Origin of the sequence: Streptacidiphilus anmyonensis (genome assembly GCF_000787855.1) — a bacterium.
In the GTDB taxonomy this organism is placed as follows: Bacteria; Actinomycetota; Actinomycetes; order Streptomycetales; family Streptomycetaceae; genus Streptacidiphilus; species Streptacidiphilus anmyonensis.
The window spans coordinates 152,123-170,373 of record NZ_BBPQ01000011.1; the positions used below are offsets into that span (position 1 = coordinate 152,123).

At 68.9% G+C, this 18,251-nt stretch carries 13 protein-coding genes and 1 tRNA gene; 2 read left to right on the top strand and 12 right to left on the bottom strand.

Features of this window, described 5'->3' with window-relative positions:
- Nucleotides 1-12: 12 nt before the first annotated feature.
- The 11 genes from TR50_RS14070 to TR50_RS14120 form a co-directional block, all read right to left on the bottom strand.
- Nucleotides 13-3,912, bottom strand: a complete 3,900-nt coding sequence (locus TR50_RS14070) for a DNA-directed RNA polymerase subunit beta' (RefSeq protein ID WP_042420272.1) — start codon at nt 3,910-3,912, stop codon at nt 13-15.
- 124 nt (nt 3,913-4,036) lie between these two features.
- Nucleotides 4,037-7,510, bottom strand: coding sequence for a DNA-directed RNA polymerase subunit beta (rpoB, locus tag TR50_RS14075; RefSeq protein WP_042420276.1), 3,474 nt, complete (start codon nt 7,508-7,510; stop codon nt 4,037-4,039).
- Nucleotides 7,511-8,161: 651 nt separating this feature from the next.
- Nucleotides 8,162-8,545, bottom strand: coding sequence for a 50S ribosomal protein L7/L12 (gene rplL, locus TR50_RS14080; protein WP_042420279.1), 384 nt, complete (start codon nt 8,543-8,545; stop codon nt 8,162-8,164).
- Between the two features lie 78 nt (nt 8,546-8,623).
- Complete coding sequence (gene rplJ, locus TR50_RS14085) at nt 8,624-9,196, bottom strand: 50S ribosomal protein L10 (RefSeq protein WP_042420282.1); 573 nt, start codon at nt 9,194-9,196, stop codon at nt 8,624-8,626.
- 345 nt (nt 9,197-9,541) lie between these two features.
- A complete protein-coding gene (locus TR50_RS14090) occupies nt 9,542-10,372 on the bottom strand; it encodes an SCO4651 family lipoprotein (protein ID WP_042420285.1) in 831 nt (276 codons plus the stop codon).
- Nucleotides 10,373-10,510: 138 nt separating this feature from the next.
- A complete protein-coding gene (rplA, locus tag TR50_RS14095; protein WP_042420288.1) occupies nt 10,511-11,233 on the bottom strand; it encodes a 50S ribosomal protein L1 in 723 nt (240 codons plus the stop codon).
- A 97-nt stretch (nt 11,234-11,330) separates the two neighbouring features.
- On the bottom strand, nt 11,331-11,765 hold the full coding sequence (rplK, locus tag TR50_RS14100) for a 50S ribosomal protein L11 (RefSeq protein ID WP_042367726.1): 435 nt from the start codon (nt 11,763-11,765) through the stop codon (nt 11,331-11,333).
- Nucleotides 11,766-11,917: 152 nt separating this feature from the next.
- A complete protein-coding gene (locus TR50_RS14105; RefSeq protein WP_042420290.1) occupies nt 11,918-13,192 on the bottom strand; it encodes a hypothetical protein in 1,275 nt (424 codons plus the stop codon).
- Nucleotides 13,193-13,262: 70 nt separating this feature from the next.
- Entirely contained in the window at nt 13,263-14,060 is a 798-nt protein-coding gene (gene nusG, locus TR50_RS14110; protein ID WP_236653579.1) for a transcription termination/antitermination protein NusG, read from the bottom strand.
- Between the two features lie 105 nt (nt 14,061-14,165).
- Complete coding sequence (secE, locus tag TR50_RS14115) at nt 14,166-14,498, bottom strand: preprotein translocase subunit SecE (protein ID WP_042420297.1); 333 nt, start codon at nt 14,496-14,498, stop codon at nt 14,166-14,168.
- A gap of 111 nt (nt 14,499-14,609) precedes the next feature.
- A tRNA-Trp gene (locus tag TR50_RS14120) sits at nt 14,610-14,682 on the bottom strand.
- A 224-nt stretch (nt 14,683-14,906) separates the two neighbouring features.
- On the opposite strand from TR50_RS14120, the gene TR50_RS14125 reads away from it, so the two are divergent.
- Nucleotides 14,907-16,151 carry a pyridoxal phosphate-dependent aminotransferase gene (locus tag TR50_RS14125; protein WP_042420300.1) on the top strand — a complete coding sequence of 415 codons (1,245 nt, stop codon included), beginning with the start codon at nt 14,907-14,909 and terminating at the stop codon, nt 16,149-16,151.
- Between the two features lie 71 nt (nt 16,152-16,222).
- Nucleotides 16,223-17,290: an adenosine deaminase gene (locus tag TR50_RS14130; RefSeq protein WP_084700233.1), complete on the top strand. Its 1,068-nt coding sequence runs from the start codon at nt 16,223-16,225 to the stop codon at nt 17,288-17,290.
- A gap of 30 nt (nt 17,291-17,320) precedes the next feature.
- Here TR50_RS14130 and TR50_RS14135 read toward each other — a convergent pair.
- Nucleotides 17,321-18,251, bottom strand: a 931-nt coding sequence (locus TR50_RS14135; RefSeq protein WP_042420304.1) for a UDP-N-acetylmuramate dehydrogenase, incomplete at its 5' end; no start/stop codon positions are given.

Genomic DNA, 18,251 nt, shown 5'->3' on the forward strand with positions numbered 1-18,251 from the left:
CGTCACTGGCTATCAGCCCGTGTACGGGCCGTAGTCGTAGTCGTCCAGCGGGACGGCCTGGCCGGAGCCGGCGCCGAAGGGCGAGTAGTCCATGTCGTCGTAGCCGACGGCGGAGTACATCGCGGCCTTCGCCTCCTCGGTGGGCTCGACCCGGATGTTGCGGTAGCGGGGCAGACCCGTACCGGCCGGGATGAGCTTACCCAGGATGACGTTCTCCTTGAGGCCCAGCAGCGGGTCGGACTTGGCGTGGATCGCCGCGTCCGTCAGGACCCTGGTCGTCTCCTGGAAGGAGGCGGCCGACAGCCAGGACTCGGTGGCCAGCGAGGCCTTGGTGATACCCATCAGCTGCGGACGGCCGGAGGCGGGGTGACCGCCCTCGGAGACCACACGACGGTTCTCGACCTCGAAGCGGCCGCGCTCGACGAGCTCGCCCGGGAGCAGCTCGGCGTCGCCCGACTCGATGATCGTCACGCGGCGGAGCATCTGCCGGATGATGATCTCGATGTGCTTGTCGTGGATCGACACGCCCTGGGAGTTGTAGACCTTCTGGACTTCCTCCACCAGGTGCACCTGCACCGCGCGCTGGCCCATGATGCGCAGCACGTCGTGCGGGTTCACGGTACCGGCGGTCAGCTTCTCGCCGACGCCGACCCAGGAGCCCTCCTCGACCAGCAGCTTGACGCGCTTGGAGATCGGGTAGGCGATCTCGTCGCTGCCGTCGTCCGGCGTGATGACCAGCTTGCGGGTCTTCTCGGTGTCCTCGATGCGGACGCGGCCGGCCGCCTCCGCGATCGGGGCCACACCACGCGGGTTACGGGCCTCGAAGAGCTCGACGACACGCGGCAGACCCTGGGTGATGTCGTCACCGGCCACACCACCGGTGTGGAAGGTACGCATCGTCAGCTGGGTGCCGGGCTCACCGATGGACTGGGCGGCGATGATGCCGACCGCCTCACCGATGTCGACCAGCTTGCCGGTGGCCAGCGAGCGGCCGTAGCACATGGCGCAGGTGCCGACGGCGGACTCACAGGTCAGGATCGAGCGGATCTTGACCTCGGAGATGCCGTGGCGGACCAGCTCGTCGATCATGACGTCGCCCAGGTCCACGCCCGCGGGGGCGATGACCTGGCCGTCGACCACGACGTCCTCGGAGAGCGTGCGGGCGTAGACCGAGGTCTCGACGTTGTCGACCTTGCGCAGGGAGCCGTCGGCGCCCACGGTGGCGATCGGCAGCTTGAGACCGCGCTCCGTCTGGCAGTCCTCCTCGCGGATGATGACGTCCTGGGAGACGTCGACCAGACGACGAGTCAGGTAGCCGGAGTCGGCGGTACGCAGGGCGGTGTCGGCGAGACCCTTACGGGCGCCGTGGGTGGAGATGAAGTACTCCAGCACGGACAGACCCTCACGGAACGACGCCTTGATGGGGCGGGCGATCGTCTCGTTCTTGGCGTTCGACACCAGACCACGCATACCGGCGATCTGACGCATCTGCATCATGTTTCCACGAGCACCCGAGTCGACCATCATGAAGATGGGGTTCGTCTTCGGGAAGTTCGCGTTCATCGCCTCGGCGACCTCGTTGGTCGCCTTGGTCCAGATCGCGACGAGCTCCTGCTGGCGCTCGTCACGGGTGATCAGACCGCGCTCGTACTGCTTCTGGACCTTCTCCGCCTGGGCCTCGTAGCCCTCGAGGATCTGCGGCTTGCTCGGCGGCACGACGACGTCCGAGATGGACACCGTGACGCCGGAGCGGGTGGCCCAGTGGAAACCGGCGGACTTGAGGTTGTCCAGGGTCGCCGCGACGGTGACCTTGGGGTAGCGCTCGGCCAGGTCGTTGACGATCGTCGAGAGCTGCTTCTTGCCGACCTCGTAGTCCACGAACGGGTAGTCCTCGGGCAGCAGCTCGTTGAAGAGCGCGCGGCCCAGGGTCGTCCGCAGACGCAGCGGCTCACCCTCCGACCAGGTGGGCTTGCCGTCCTCGTCGACCGGAGCCGTCCAGCCGCGCGGCGGAACCGTGCCGGCCGGCAGACGCAGGTCGATCGGGGCCTGGAGGTCCAGCTCCTTGGCGTCGAAGGCCATGACGGCCTCCGAGGTCGCGCCGAAGGCGCGGCCCACGCCGCGGAGCGTGTCCAGCTCGCGCTCGGAGGTCAGGAAGAACAGACCGAGCACCATGTCCTGGGTCGGCATGGTCACCGGACGACCGTCGGCGGGCTTGAGGATGTTGTTCGAGGACAGCATCAGGATGCGGGCCTCGGCCTGCGCCTCCGCGGAGAGCGGCAGGTGGACGGCCATCTGGTCACCGTCGAAGTCCGCGTTGAACGCGGTGCAGACGAGCGGGTGGATCTGGATGGCCTTGCCCTCGACCAGCTGCGGCTCGAAGGCCTGGATGCCGAGGCGGTGCAGCGTGGGCGCACGGTTCAGCAGAACCGGGTGCTCCGCGATGACCTCTTCCAGGACGTCCCACACGACCGGGCGGGCACGCTCGACCATGCGCTTGGCCGACTTGATGTTCTGCGCGTGGTTCAGGTCGACCAGGCGCTTCATCACGAACGGCTTGAAGAGCTCCAGCGCCATGGCCTTCGGCAGACCGCACTGGTGCAGCTTGAGCTGCGGGCCGACGACGATGACCGAACGGGCCGAGTAGTCGACGCGCTTACCGAGCAGGTTCTGACGGAAACGACCCTGCTTGCCCTTCAGCATGTCGCTGAGGGACTTCAGCGGGCGGTTGCCCGGACCGGTGACCGGACGGCCGCGGCGGCCGTTGTCGAACAGCGAGTCCACGGCCTCCTGGAGCATGCGCTTCTCGTTGTTCACGATGATCTCGGGCGCGCCGAGGTCGAGAAGCCGCTTCAGGCGGTTGTTGCGGTTGATGACGCGGCGGTACAGGTCGTTCAGGTCGGAGGTCGCGAAGCGGCCACCGTCCAGCTGCACCATCGGACGCAGGTCCGGCGGGATGACCGGGACGCAGTCCAGCACCATGCCGGCCGGCTTGTTGTTGGTCTGCAGGAAGGCGGAGACGACCTTGAGACGCTTCAGGGCGCGGGTCTTCTTCTGACCCTTGCCCGTCTTGATGATCTCGCGGAGCTTCTCGGCCTCCTCCTCCAGGTCGAAGGACTCCAGGCGCTTCTGCAGCGCGGCGGCGCCCATGGAACCCATGAAGTAGGTGCCGAAGCGGTCGCGCAGCTCGCGGTAGAGCAGCTCGTCGCCCTCGAGGTCCTGGACCTTGAGGGACTTGAAGCGGGCCCACACCTCGTCGAGGCGGTCCAGCTCACGCTGGGCGCGGTCGCGCAGCTGCTTCATCTCGCGCTCGGCGCCCTCGCGCACCTTGCGGCGAACGTCGGCCTTGGCGCCCTCGTTCTCCAGCTCGGCGAGGTCGGCCTCGAGCTTCTTGGCGCGGTTCTCCAGGTCGGAGTCGCGGCGCTGCTCGACCTGCTGGCGCTCCACGGAGACCTGGGCCTCCAGGGAGGGCAGGTCACGGGTGCGGCGCTCCTCGTCCACCCACGTGATCATGTAGGCGGCGAAGTAGATGACCTTCTCCAGGTCCTTGGGGGCAAGGTCCAGGAGGTAGCCGAGGCGCGACGGAACGCCCTTGAAGTACCAGATGTGCGTGACGGGCGCGGCGAGCTCGATGTGGCCCATCCGCTCACGGCGCACCTTGGCGCGGGTCACCTCGACGCCGCAGCGCTCGCAGATGATGCCCTTGAAGCGGACGCGCTTGTACTTACCGCAGTAGCACTCCCAGTCCCGGGTGGGGCCGAAGATCTTCTCGCAGAAGAGCCCGTCCTTTTCCGGCTTCAGGGTGCGGTAGTTGATGGTCTCCGGCTTCTTGACCTCGCCGTGCGACCACTGACGGATGTCGTCAGCGGTGGCCAGGCCGATTCGCAGCTCATCGAAGAAGTTGACGTCGAGCACTCTCGTCAATCCCTTTCGTCACCCCAGAAACGCGGGGTGGGGGTCGAAATTACGTCTGGTCTGAAAGGGGGCCTGGGGGTCGAAGGGCCGGCCTTGCTTGGAATGGAGGCCGGCCCTACCCCTGTCAGACCTCTTCGACGCTGCTCGGCTCGCGCCGGGACAGGTCGATACCGAGCTCCTCCGCGGCGCGGAACACGTCCTCGTCGGAGTCACGCATCTCGATGGACATACCGTCGGACGACAGCACCTCCACGTTCAGGCAGAGCGACTGCATCTCCTTGATGAGGACCTTGAAGGACTCGGGGATGCCGGGCTCGGGGATGTTCTCGCCCTTGACGATGGCCTCGTAGACCTTCACGCGGCCGAGGACGTCGTCGGACTTGATGGTGAGGAGCTCCTGCAGGGCGTAGGCGGCGCCGTACGCCTCCAGGGCCCACACCTCCATCTCACCGAAGCGCTGACCACCGAACTGCGCCTTACCACCCAGCGGCTGCTGGGTGATCATGGAGTACGGACCGGTCGAACGGGCGTGCAGCTTGTCGTCGACCAGGTGGTGCAGCTTGAGGATGTACATGTAGCCGACCGAGATCGGCATCGGGAACGGCTCGCCGGAGCGGCCGTCGAACAGCTGGGCCTTGCCGGACTGGCCGACCAGGCGGTCGCCGTCACGGGTCGGGATGGTGTTCTCCAGCAGACCGGTGATCTCGTCCTCGCGGGCGCCGTCGAAGACCGGGGTGGCCAGGTTGGTGCCCGGCTCCGCCTTGTCGGCGCCGATCTTCTGCAGGCGGCGGGCCCACTCGTCGGCGATGCCGGAGACGTCCCAGCCCTGCTTGGCGAGCCAGCCGAGGTGGGTCTCCAGGACCTGTCCCGGGTTCATTCGGGACGGGACACCGAGCGGGTTGAGGACGATGTCGACCGGGGTGCCGTCGGCGAGGAACGGCATGTCCTCGACCGGCAGGATCTTGGAGATGACACCCTTGTTGCCGTGACGGCCGGCGAGCTTGTCACCGTTGGTGATCTTGCGCTTCTGCGCGACGTAGACGCGGACCAGCTGGTTCACGCCCGGGGGCAGCTCGTCGCCCTCCTCGCGGTCGAAGACGCGCACGCCGATGACCTTGCCGGACTCACCGTGCGGGACCTTCAGCGAGGTGTCACGGACCTCACGGGCCTTCTCACCGAAGATCGCGCGCAGCAGGCGCTCCTCCGGGGTCAGCTCGGTCTCACCCTTCGGGGTGACCTTGCCGACCAGGATGTCACCGGTGGTGACATCGGCGCCGATGCGGATGATGCCGCGCTCGTCCAGGTCCGCGAGGACCTCCTCGGAGACGTTCGGGATGTCCCGGGTGATCTCCTCGGGGCCGAGCTTGGTGTCACGGGCGTCGACCTCGTGCTCCTCGATGTGGATCGAGGAGAGGACGTCGTCCTGCACGAGGCGCTGCGACAGGATGATCGCGTCCTCGTAGTTGTGACCCTCCCACGGCATGAACGCCACGAGCAGGTTCTTGCCGAGGGCCATCTCGCCCTCGTCGGTGCACGGGCCGTCGGCCAGGACCTGGCCGGCGATCACGCGGGCGCCCTCGTCCACGATGACCTTCTGGTTGAAGGCCGTGCCCTGGTTGGAGCGCGTGAACTTGGCCACCCGGTAGGTGGTGTAGGTGCCGTCGTCGTTGGCGACGGTGACGTAGTCCGCGGAGACCTCCTGGACCACACCGTCCTTCTCGGCGGTGATGACGTCCGCGGCGTCGACGGCGGCGCGGTACTCCATGCCGGTGCCGACGAGCGGGGACTCGCTCTTCAGCAGCGGGACGGCCTGGCGCATCATGTTCGAGCCCATGAGCGCGCGGTTGGCGTCGTCGTGCTCGAGGAACGGGATCATGGCGGTCGCGACCGACACCATCTGGCGCGGCGAGACGTCCATGTAGTCGATCTCGACACCGGGGATGTAGTCGATCTCGCCGCCACGGCGGCGGACCAGGACACGGGCCTCGGCGAAGGTGTTCTCGTCCGTCAGCGGCGCGTTGGCCTGCGCGATGACGAAGCGGTCCTCCTCGTCGGCGGTCAGGTAGTCGAGGTCGTCGGTGACGACACCCTCGACGACCTTGCGGTACGGCGTCTCCACGAAGCCGAAGGCGTTGACCCGGCCGTAGGAGGCGAGCGAACCGATCAGACCGATGTTCGGGCCTTCCGGGGTCTCGATCGGGCACATGCGTCCGTAGTGGGACGGGTGCACGTCACGGACCTCGAAGCCGGCGCGCTCACGGGAGAGACCACCGGGGCCCAGCGCGGACAGACGACGCTTGTGGGTCAGGCCCGACAGCGGGTTCGTCTGGTCCATGAACTGGGACAGCTGGCTGGTGCCGAAGAACTCCTTGATGGAGGCGACGACCGGCCGGATGTTGATCAGGGTCTGCGGCGTGATCGCCTCGACGTCCTGGGTGGTCATGCGCTCGCGCACGACGCGCTCCATACGGGCGAGACCCGTACGGACCTGGTTCTGGATCAGCTCGCCGACGTTGCGCAGACGACGGTTGCCGAAGTGGTCGATGTCGTCGTCCTCGATGACGATCGTCGACCCGTTGGGCGCGACCGTCTCGGTCTCGCCCGCGTGCAGCTGCACCAGGTACTTGATCGTCGCGATGATGTCGTCGACGGTGAGCACGCCCGAGTCGAGACCCTGGCCGACGCCCAGCTTCTTGTTGATCTTGTACCGGCCGACCTTGGCAAGGTCGTAACGCTTCGGGTTGAAGTAGAGGTTCTCCAGAAGCGTCTGCGCGGCCTCGCGGGTCGGCGGCTCGCCCGGGCGCAGCTTGCGGTAGATGTCGAGCAGCGCGTCGTCCTGGCCCTGGGTGTGGTCCTTCTCCAGGGTGGCGCGCATCGACTCGTACTGGCCGAACTCCTCCAGGATCTGCTCGGAGGTCCAGCCGAGGGCCTTGAGCAGCACCGTGACCGACTGCTTGCGCTTGCGGTCGATGCGGACACCGACCATGTCGCGCTTGTCGATCTCCAGCTCCAGCCAGGCACCGCGGGAGGGGATGACCTTGGCGGAGTAGATGTCCTTGTCAGAGGTCTTGTCCAGGGTGGTGTCGAAGTAGACACCCGGGGAGCGGACCAGCTGGGACACGACGACACGCTCGGTGCCGTTGATGACGAAGGTGCCCTTGTTGGTCATCAGGGGGAAGTCGCCCATGAAGACCGTCTGGGACTTGATCTCACCAGTCTCGTTGTTGGTGAACTCGGCCGTGACGAAGAGCGGGGCCGCGTACGTGAAGTCGCGGTCCTTGCACTCGTCGATCGAGTTCTTCGGAGGCTCGAAACGGTGGTCGCGGAACGTCAGCGACATGGACCCGGAGAAGTCCTCGATCGGGGAGATCTCCTCGAAGATCTCCTCCAGACCGGACTTGGTGGGGACGTCGAAGCCCTCATCGAGGGCGGCGTCGACCCGCGCCTTCCATGCGGCGTTGCCGAGGAGCCAGTCAAAGCTCTCGGTCTGGAGCGCCAAGAGGTTCGGAACCTCAAGAGGCTCCTTGATCTTCGCGAAGGAAATGCGGAGCGGGGCGGTGGATGCGGAGGTGTTCGAGGCGTTGCGCGAGGCGGCCAAGAGGGGGTCCTTCCGAGGGCTCGGACTCACTACGCGCGTACCGGGCCCGCCCGTCTCACGGGTAGCATCCGCGCTCCCGCACCGGACCCTCAGACAGGGGATCTTCCCTGGTCAGAGGCGGTGCGCGGGCGGGGTGCCACCCCTGGTCGGGGCAGCGCAGACTCCGGGCGACGAGTCACGGAGCAGCTAAAAGGCAGCGCAAAGGGACAGTGTAGCCATAGGCTGCACTGCTGTCCAGTCCGGATTCGGAGACCGAATCTCAGAACTCCCTACCTCGCGGGACGCCCCCTCCCGGGGACGCCCTCAGGCGGTCACTTCGTCGCCGGGGGAATGCTTCCCACCGGGCGACGATTCCATGCCTTCGCTCGTGCCTCAGCTCAAGACCTCGCGTCCTGAGAATTGCGCGCTGCTGGCCGTTCGTCAAGGGCACCGGGGCTCTCACCTCGGTTACGGACCGACATCACCCCTGCTGAGCGACGACGACGATCACCATACTCCCGCCCACTGACAGCGGAGCACCCACGCTAGACCAGATGGCCTGAAACGAACCGTTCCGGACATAAACAAACCGGGGCGATCACTCCAAAGAGTGATCGCCCCGGCTAGGAGAGCGCTCGGGCTACGGTCGTGAGACCAAATGCCCGAAAGGTCTTACTTGACCTCGACCGACGCGCCGGCGGCCTTGAGGGCCTCGGCAGCCTTGTCAGCGGCCTCCTTGTTGACCTTCTCGAGCAGCGGCTTCGGCGCACCGTCGACCAGGTCCTTGGCCTCCTTGAGGCCCAGGGAGGTGAGCTCGCGCACGACCTTGATGACCTGGATCTTCTTGTCGCCGGCACCCGTGAGGATGACGTCGAACTCGTCCTTCTCCTCAACGGCCTCAACGGCGGCGGCAGCGCCACCGGCGGCGGCAACCGCGACCGGGGCGGCGGCGGTGACGTCGAACTTGTCCTCGAACGCCTTCACGAACTCGGAGAGCTCGATGAGGGTCATCTCCTCGAACTGCGCGAGCAGCTCGTCCTGGGTCAGCTTCGCCATGATTGGCGTCCTTCCACTAAGTCGGCAGGTGCCGGATGTACATAACGGCGGGCGTACACGGCCCGCTGCGAGGACGGATTACTCCGCGGCGGGAGCCTCGTCCTCGACGGCGGGAGCCGGCGTACCGGCACCGCCCTGCTCCTCGACCTTGGCGCGCAGCGCCTCGACCGTGCGAACAAGCTTCGACGGCAGAGCCTGGAAGAGCGCGGCAGCCTGGGACTGCTTGGCCTTCATGGCACCGGCGAGCTTGGAGAGCAGCACCTCGCGGGACTCGAGGTCCGCGAGCTTCTTGATGTCGTCACCGGTCAGCGGCTTGCCGTCAAGCACACCGCCCTTGATGACGAGCGCCGGGTTCTCCTTGGCGAAGTCACGCAGAGCCTTGGCCGACTCCACCGGGTCACCGGTGACGAAGGCGACAGCCGTCGGACCAGTGAACAGGTCGTCGAGCTGGGTGATCCCGACCTCGTTGGCCGCGATCTTGGTCAGCGTGTTCTTCACCACGGCGTACTGGGCGTTGTCGCCGAGCGAGCGGCGCAGCGTCTTCAGCTGCGCCACGGTCAGACCGCGGTACTCGGTCAGCACGGCCGCGTTCGAGCCGCGGAACTTGTCCGTGATCTCGGCGACGGCGGCAGCCTTGTCGGGCCTTGCCATAGGCTTACGCCTCCTTCCGTGATGTCGATGCGGGGCCGACCAATGAGTCGACCTGCTGGGCCTGACTGCCGGAAGGAAAGCTTCGGTAGAACTACGAAGAGCCCCGGCGCAGGCGCACGGGGCTCTCAACCTCCGCTCGACGCGGTGCGCGGACGCACAGCGGAGCGGTGGGACAGAAGTCCTCGAATCAACCTGCGCGGGTCGCCCGCAGCTTTCGCTGTGCGGATCCTTCGGCTCTCGCCTGCCCCTAGGGGCACGCGGGAACAACCAGCGGTCAGTGGCTTGATGTCGAGAGTACGTGACCGGCCGCCTCGGGGGCAAATCGCCCCCGAGGCGGCCCGGCCGTCAGCTCGACGGGACCAGCGAGGACATGTCCAGGGTGTCGCCCGCCGGCGGCGGGGTGACCGTGACCGGCGTGGTGCCGTAGTCCGTGTAGTCGATCGTCGCGTTCAGCGACATGGTCGAGGACGCCGGGGTGGCCTCCACCATGCGGACCGGGAGGTTCTGGCCGTTGACCCACAGGTCCACCTTCATGCTGCTGACGCCCAGCTTGCTGTCCTGCTGGACCAGCGACTTGAGCGACGGGTCCTGCTCGGTCGCGAGCTTGGCGAAGTCCACCGTGCCCGAGTAGTGGGTGGTGGAGACGCCGTCGACGGTCTCGGTGCCGACGCGCTTGATGTCGCCGGACGAGGTGAACAGCTTGAGCTGGGTCGCCGGGTCCTGGCCGCTGCTCTTGTTCAGCGAGTCGGCGATGGCCGCGTCCTTGGACAGGTCCATCTTCATCCAGTGCTTGCCCTGGAAGGCCGCCTTGCCGCTCATGCCCATGTACATGGTGGTGCCGGACATCATCATGTGCATCGTGCCGCCGGCCACGCCGCCGGTGGCGGGCATGGTCATCGTCATGTCCAGGCCCACGGGCTTCCAGGAGATGTGGCCGTTGCCCGTGACGTCGGCCGTCTTGCCGTCCGCGGTGATGTGCTCGTCCATCTTCATGGAGACCGACGTGTACTTCTGCGTGGCCTGGTTCGTGGCGGACATCGCGTCGGCCACGCTCACCATCGGCACGGAGGCTGCCTGGCCGGACGCGGAGGCCGTCTTGCCGCCGCCGCAGGCGGCCAGACCGGTGACGGCGAGGGCCGCGGTGGCGGCGACGACGAGAGCGCGGGTGTAGCGCATGGGAACCCCCCTGTTAGCGAGCTGTGCGACAACTGACGCTACACCTGTCGTACGACAGCGAACGGGCCGGTACCCAGCCCTTGGGAGGCTTGGTACCGGCCCGTTACAGACCTACGGTCCTACGGCGATCCGGGGGGATCAGACCGCCGCGGGGTCCTCCTCGACGAGGAGGTTGCGGGTGCGGTTCGGGTCCACCTGGATGCCCGGGCCCATCGTGGTGCTGACAGCGACCTTCTTGATGTAGCGGCCCTTGGCGGCGGACGGCTTGGCCCGGAGGACCTCCTCGAGCGCCGCGGCGTAGTTCTCGACCAGCTTCTCGGTGTCGAACGAGGTCTTGCCGATGATCAGGTGCAGGTTCGAGTGCTTGTCGACGCGGAACTCGATCTTGCCGCCCTTGATCTCGGTGACGGCCTTCGCCACGTCGACGGTGACGGTGCCGGTCTTCGGGTTCGGCATCAGACCACGGGGACCGAGCACGCGGCCGAGGCGGCCGACCTTGCCCATGAGGTCCGGGGTGGCGACGACGGCGTCGAAGTCCAGGCGACCCTTGGCGACCTCGTCGATCAGCTCGTCGGCGCCGACGATGTCGGCGCCCGCAGCCTCCGCGGCCGCGGCACGGTCACCGGTCGCGAAGACCAGGACCCGGGCGGTCTTGCCGGTGCCGTGCGGGAGGTTCACGGTGCTGCGGACCATCTGGTCGGCCTTGCGCGGGTCGACACCCAGGCGCATGGCGACCTCGACGGTCGAGTCGAACTTGGTGGTGGAGGTCTCCTTGGCGAGGCGGATGGCCTCGAGGGGGGCGTACAGACGCTCGCGGTCGACCTTGGCGGCCGCGGCAGTCAGAGCCTTGCTGCGCTTCACTGCTGCTCCTACTGAGTTTCTTTGGCGTGGAGTCGTGGTTGCTGCGGACCGCGCCCGGCCCTACCACGGAAAAGCTCTATCGAGCCTGAGCCGGAGCTCAGCCCTCGACGGTGATGCCCATCGAACGAGCGGTACCGGCGATGATGCGCTCGGCCATCTCGATGTCGTTCGCGTTCAGGTCGGGCATCTTGGTCGTGGCGATCTCGCGGACCTGGGCAGCCGTGATCTTGGCAACCTTGGTCTTGTGCGGCTCGCCGGAGCCCTTCTCCACGCCCGCGGCCTTCAGGATGAGGCGAGCGGCCGGCGGAGTCTTGGTGATGAAGGTGAAGGAACGGTCCTCGTAGACCGTGATCTCCACCGGCACGACCATGCCACGCTGCGACTCGGTCGCGGCGTTGTAGGCCTTGCAGAACTCCATGATGTTGACGCCGTGCTGACCCAGGGCCGGGCCGACGGGCGGCGCGGGGTTGGCCGCACCGGCGTTGATCTGGAGCTTGATAAGCCCCGTGACCTTCTTCTTCTTGGGAGGCATGCTCTCTCCGGGTCCTTACGAGAGGTGTTCCCGACCGGCACGCGACAGCGCACCGGCGGGGCCTTGGATGATCGTGCGGCGCCGGGCACACGGCCGACAGCGCACACACATCGAACCAGAATAGCCCGAGACCCCCACCGCCCCGAAATCGCTTACCGGCCCAGCAGCCGTGCCACCCCCTCGGCCAGCCCGCCGATCGCGCGCGCCGCGCCCTCCAGCCCCGCCCGCACGGGCGGCGCCAGCAGCGCGTCCCCGAGCGGGCCGCCGTCCGACTCGACCACGGGGATGCCCTCCGGCGCCTGGAGCCGGTAGTGCTCGGGCTGCTGCGGCGCGGGGCCGAGGTCGTGCAGTTCGAGGTACTCGTTCGCCAGGACCAGGCCGGTCTCGGCGTCCACCACCACCGTGGACCCGCCGATCGTGAGCCGCAGGGCCCGCCGCCCCTTCCAGTCCACCACGTCCCGGACGGCCAACGGCTCGCGCAGCACGGCGCGGGGGCGGCGCAACGGGCCGAGGAAGAAGTGGGGCGGGCCGGGGTCGACGACCAGCCGGTCCGGCATCAGCCGGTAGTGGCGCTCCCCGTCGAACGCCTCGGCGAGCGCCGCGGCGGGACCGGAGGTCCGGGTGAAGTCGAGCCGGAAGCGGCGGTCGTCCGGGAGCGCGAAGCGGCCGTCGGCGAACTGGCTGCGCCAGGCGCCGGCGAGGCCCGCAGGCCGGGCCAGGGCCAGCAGCCGGACCACCTCCTCGACCGACGGCGGGGTCTCGTCGAGCGGCACGGGCTCGCTCCGCGTGAACTCCTCCGGCGTCAGATCCGGTCCGGCGCCGCCCCGCAGGAGCCGGCGCAGGCTCGGGTCGAACGCCATCCGCGCGAGCGTGAGCACGCCGGTGCGGACCGCCGCGCCCACCTGGTCAGCCCCCATCGAGGACGGAAGGGACGCCTCCGGCCCCGCGCCCGGCGGCGGTGACGGCGGTTCCGGCCGGGCGGCCTCCGCGCCGACGGCCCGCACGGCGACGGTCCGCACCGGCCGCCCGTCGTGGATCTCGACGAGCCGGAGCAGCAGCCCTGTCCCGGCGTCCACCAGCAGCTCGATCCTGTCGAGGAAGTGCTCCCGTCCGACGGGCATCGGCGTCTCGGGAACGGCCGTGACACGCATCGCGGGGCGGCCCAGCGCCTCGGCGGGTTCGCCGATCTCCCACCGGAAGTCGCCGAAGAGCCACTGCGGGTCGCGCACCACGACGTCCGGATCGCCCGCCTCCGTCGCGAACCCGCCGACGGCGAGCCCGTGGGTCAGGCGCCGCAGCCCGTCCGCGGCGTGGGCGCGGAGCGCGGCCTCGGCGTCCCGGTCGTGCTCGATGTCCAGCTCGACCGTCGGCCGCTGCGGCGCGTGCACCGCGCGGTACAGCAGAACGGCGAGATCACCCTCGTCCATCACGACCCCCTCCGGAGACGACGAAACCCCGCGTCCATCATGGGCGCGGGGTTTCGTCGTTGTCAGGGGATCAGTCGTTCTTGGCGATCTGGTCGAAGGAGAGCTCGACCGGGGTCTCCCGACCGAAGATCTCGACGAGGCCCTTGACCTTCTTCGAGTCCGGGTTGATCTCGTTGATCGTGGCCTGGAGCGTGGCGAAGGGGCCGTCGGTGACGGTGACCGAGTCGCCGACCTCGAAGTCCAGGACCTGGACCTCGGCGGGACGGACCGGGCTCGGCTTGCCGGCCTCCTTGGCGGCGGCGCGCTCGACGTCCGGGGCCAGCATCTTGACGACCTCGTCCAGCGTCAGCGGGTACGGGTCGTAGGCGTTGCCGACGAAGCCGGTGACGCCGGGGGTGTTGCGGACGACGCCCCAGGACTCGTTGGTGAGGTCCATGCGCACCAGGACGTAGCCGGGGAGCTTGTTCTGGCGGATGGTCTTCCGGTCGCCGTTCTTGATCTGGACGACCTCTTCCTGCGGCACCTCGGCCTGGTAGATGTAGTCCTCGACGTTCAGCGAGACGGCGCGCTGCTCCAGGTTGGCCTTCACCCGGTTCTCGTAACCGGCGTAGGTGTGGATGACGTACCACTCACCCGGAGCGGTCCGCAGCTCCTCGCGGAAGGCGGCCACGGGGTCGATCTCCACGCCGTCGTCCTCGGTGACGGCGGAGTCGGACTCCTCGAAAGCCTCCGTGGCCTCGGACTCGTCGGCGCTGACCACGGTCACGGCCTCTTCCTCCGCGGAGCGGCCGGCCGTTTCCTCGGCAGCCTCGACCTCGTCGACGTCCGCGCCGCTGTCGACGATCTCCTCGAAGTGGGACTCAGACACGTTGGCTGCTTCTTCCTGCTTGTTGCGATCGGTGGATTCCACGATACCGAAGCAACCGTAGCGGAGCGCCCGGACAACGGGACGAACCGCTCCAGAGGTGGAGGATCAGCCGAAGACGATCTGCGCGAGCTTCACGAAGCCGGTGTCGAGACCGTAGACCAGAGCCATGATCACCAGCACGAAGACGATGACGACCGTCGTGTAGGAGGTCAGGTCCGAGCGCGACGGCCAGACGACCTTGCGCAGCTCGGTGATGATCTGACGGTAGAAGAGCGCGGTGCGCGCGAAGATGTTCGGGCCCTTGTCGCGCTTGCGACCGCCCTTGCCATCCGAGTCGCCGGCCTTGCGGGCACGCTTCCGGTCGCGGCGGGAGAGATCCTCACCACCGGCGGAGTTGCCGCTCTCAGGTGTGGCGGTGGAGCCTACGGTCTCCGTCACTAGTCCCTCACCTGATATCCGGGTACCTGTAGGGGCTCCCGCGTGTCACGGGGCCCCTGATTGCACTGCTGACGGTACCGCCTGTCCGAGGTTTCCGACAGAGCGGAACAGCAGGGCCAGAGGGACTTGAACCCCCAACCGCCGGTTTTGGAGACCGGTGCTCTACCAATTGAGCTATAGCCCTTTGAGCCCGTGGTGCGGACTCGCAGTCCCAACCTACAGCATCGCGACCACCGCAGAGGTCTGCGGCCTGGCGTGCCGTCGGAAGGCTTCCAACGAGGGTTGAGTGTAGGGGGTGGAGGGCCCGCACGTCGAATGGGTTCCGCCCGAGGACCGCAGCTCGGACCCGTTCGGGTCGCATTCCGGAATGCCGCGACCGGGCCATGAGGCTTCTGCGAGCATGCCGATATGAGCGCTGCCTCCCCCACCCCTGACGCATCAATCCGTCCCGCCGACCGCCGGGTCTCGGCCCGGGTCGGCGCCATCGCGGAGTCCGCGACGCTGGCCGTCGACGCCAAGGCCAAGGCCCTGAAGGCCGCCGGGCGTCCGGTGATCGGCTTCGGCGCGGGCGAGCCGGACTTCCCGACGCCGGACTACATCGTCGAGGAGGCCGTGGCCGCCTGCCGCGACCCGAAGAACCACCGCTACACCCCCGCCGGCGGCCTGCCCGAGCTCAAGGCCGCCATCGCCGCCAAGACGCTGCGCGACTCCGGCTGGGCCGTGGACGCCTCGCAGGTCCTCGTCACCAACGGCGGCAAGCAGGCCATCTACGAGGCCTTCGCCGCGATCCTGGATCCGGGCGACGAGGTGATCGTCCCGGCTCCGTACTGGACCACCTACCCCGAGTCGATCGCGCTCGCGGGCGGCGTGGCGGTCGAGGTCGTGGCCGACGAGACCACCGGCTACAAGGTCTCCGTCGAGCAGTTGGAGGCCGCGCGCACCGAGAACACCAAGGTGCTCCTCTTCGTCTCCCCCTCCAACCCGACGGGCGCGGTCTACACGCGCGCCGAGGTCGAGGCGGTCGGCCGCTGGGCGGCGGAGCACGGGCTGTGGGTGCTGACGGACGAGATCTACGAGCACCTGGTCTACGGGGACGCCGAGTTCGTCTCGCTGCCGGTCGCCGTGCCGGAGCTGGCCGACAAGTGCATCGTCGTCAACGGCGTGGCCAAGACCTACGCGATGACGGGCTGGCGCGTGGGGTGGGTCATCGGCCCGCAGGACGTCGTCAAGGCGGCGACCAACCTCCAGTCGCACGCCACCTCCAACGTCAGCAACGTCGCCCAGCGCGCGGCGCTGGCGGCCGTCGCCGGGGACCTCTCCGCGGTCGACGAGATGAAGGTCGCCTTCGACCGCCGTCGGCGCACCATCGTCTCGATGCTGAACGAGATCCCGGGCGTGCTCTGCCCCGAGCCCGAGGGCGCCTTCTACGCGTACCCGTCCGTGAAGGCGCTGCTGGGCAAGGAGATCCGGGGCAGGCGTCCGGCCACCTCGGCGGAGCTCGCGTCGCTGATCCTGGACGAGGCCGAGGTCGCGGTCGTCCCGGGTGAGGCCTTCGGCACCCCCGGCTACCTGCGGCTCAGCTACGCGCTCGGCGACGACGACCTCGTCGAGGGCGTCAGCCGGATCCAGAAGCTCTTGAGCGAGGCGCAGTAATCGCACGAGGCGCGGAAAGGGGCGCGGGACAGTCCGTCTCGCGCCCATCCGGGCCCCGCTAGGATCTGTGGATGGAACAGGTACTAGCCCCGTCCCGTCCATCGACGCTGCCTTCCGCGCCCCGTGATGTCCGGCTGCTGCCGAAGGCCCACCTGCACCTGCACTTCACCGGCTCCATGCGCCCCGCGACGCTGCTGGAGCTCGCCGACAAGCACGGCATCCGGCTGCCGGAGGCGCTCGTCAGCGCCGAGCCGCCGAAGCTCCGGGCCACCGACGAGCGCGGCTGGTTCCGCTTCCAGCGCCTGTACGACGCCGCACGGAACTGCCTGCGGGACGAGGACGACATCCGGCGGCTGGTCCTGGAGGCCGCCGAGGACGAGCGGGCCGACGGCTCCGGGTGGCTGGAGATCCAGGTCGACCCCACCTCCTACGCCCCGCGGCTCGGCGGCCTGATCCCGGCCCTGGAGCTGGTGCTGGACGCCGTGGACGACGCCTCGCGCCGGACCGGCGTGGGCATCCGGGTGCTGGTGGCCGCGAACCGCATGAAGCACCCGCTCGACGCCCGCACCCTCGCCCGCCTCGCGGTGCGTTACGCGGACCAGGGCGTCGTCGGCTTCGGGCTGTCCAACGACGAACGCCGGGGCATGGCGCGGGACTTCGACCGCGCGTTCCGGATCGCCACCGAGGCCGGGCTGCTGGCCGCGCCGCACGGAGGCGAGCTCGCGGGCCCGTCGAGCGTCCGGTCGTGCCTGGACGACCTCGGCGCGCGCCGTGTCGGACACGGCGTACGGGCCGCCGAGAGCCCGGAGTTGATGCGTCGCCTGGCGCAGGAGCAGATCACCTGCGAGGTGTGCCCGGCGTCCAACGTCGCGCTCGGCGTCTACGAGCGCCCCGAGGACGTGCCGCTGCGGAGGCTCTTCGAGGCGGGCGTGCCGCTCGCGCTGGGCGCGGACGACCCGCTGCTGTTCGGCTCGCGGCTGGCCGCGCAGTACGAGTCGGCGCGGCAGCACCACGGCTTCACGGACGAGGAGTTGGCCGAGCTGGCCCGCCAGGGCGTGCGCGGCTCGCTCGCCCCGGAGCCGGTCCGCGCCCGACTGCTGTCGGGCATCGACGCCTGGCTGGCGCAGCCCGCAGAGTAGGGCCGCGCAGCCGGGTAGGGGCGAGCTGCGCTACAGCTCGACGCCCACCATGACGGGCTCGTTCACCAGCGTCACGCCGAACGCCTCGGCGACGCCGCCCTGGACCTCGCGGGCCAGGGCCAGCAGGTCGGCGGCGGTCGCGGCGCCGCGGTTGGTGAGGGCGAGGGTGTGCTTGCCCGAGAGGCGGGCCGGGCCGGCGCCGTAGCCCTTGGTGAAACCGGCCTTGTCGATCAGCCAGGCTGCCGAGGTTTTCACCAGGCCCTCCCCGGCCGGGTAGGCGGGCGGCTGGGCGTCCGGGCCGAGCCGCTCGGTCACACGCGCCAGGAACGCGGCGTGCTCGGCCTCGGTGAGGATCGGGTTGGTGAAGAACGATCCCGCCGACCAGGTGTCGTGGTCCTCCGGGTCGAGGACCATGCCCTTGCCGGAGCGGAGCTTCAGCACCGTCTCCCGGGCCGCGCACAGGTCCGCGCGCTCCCCCGGGGCGACGCCGAGGGCGCGGGCCGCCTCGGCGTACCGGACGGGGCTGGACGCACCGTCCTCGTCGCTGAGCCGGAAGGTGACGCGCAGCACCACGTACCGGTCGGGCTCGGCCTTGAAGCGGCTGTGGCGGTAGGCGAAGCCGCAGTCCGCGGCCGGGACGGTCACCGTCTCCCCCGCGCGGCGGTCGTAGGCGACGACCTCGGTGATCGTGTCGGCGACCTCCTGGCCGTAGGCTCCGACGTTCTGCACCGGGGTGGCCCCGGCCGAGCCGGGGATGCCGGCCAGGAACTCGATGCCGGCGAGCCCGTGGTCGAGCACGGCGCGGTCGACGACCTGCGACCAGACCTCGCCGGCGGCGACGGTGAGCCGGGTGCCGTCGAGGGCGAAGCCCTCGGTGGCGACGCGCAGGACGGTGCCGGCGAAGCCGGCGTCGCCGATCACCAGGTTGCTGCCGCCGCCGAGCACCAGCAGCGGCTCGCCC

Coding starts and splice junctions, on each gene's coding strand:
- TR50_RS14090 (WP_042420285.1), bottom strand. CDS start 10,372: ATGCGCTACACCCGCGCTCTCGTCGTCGCCGCCACCGCGGCCCTCGCC.
- TR50_RS14105 (WP_042420290.1), bottom strand. CDS start 13,192: ATGGACGAGGGTGATCTCGCCGTTCTGCTGTACCGCGCGGTGCACGCG.
- TR50_RS14130 (WP_084700233.1), top strand. CDS start 16,223: ATGGAACAGGTACTAGCCCCGTCCCGTCCATCGACGCTGCCTTCCGCG.
- rplK (WP_042367726.1), bottom strand. CDS start 11,765: ATGCCTCCCAAGAAGAAGAAGGTCACGGGGCTTATCAAGCTCCAGATC.
- rplL (WP_042420279.1), bottom strand. CDS start 8,545: ATGGCGAAGCTGACCCAGGACGAGCTGCTCGCGCAGTTCGAGGAGATG.
- TR50_RS14125 (WP_042420300.1), top strand. CDS start 14,907: ATGAGCGCTGCCTCCCCCACCCCTGACGCATCAATCCGTCCCGCCGAC.
- rplJ (WP_042420282.1), bottom strand. CDS start 9,196: ATGGCAAGGCCCGACAAGGCTGCCGCCGTCGCCGAGATCACGGACAAG.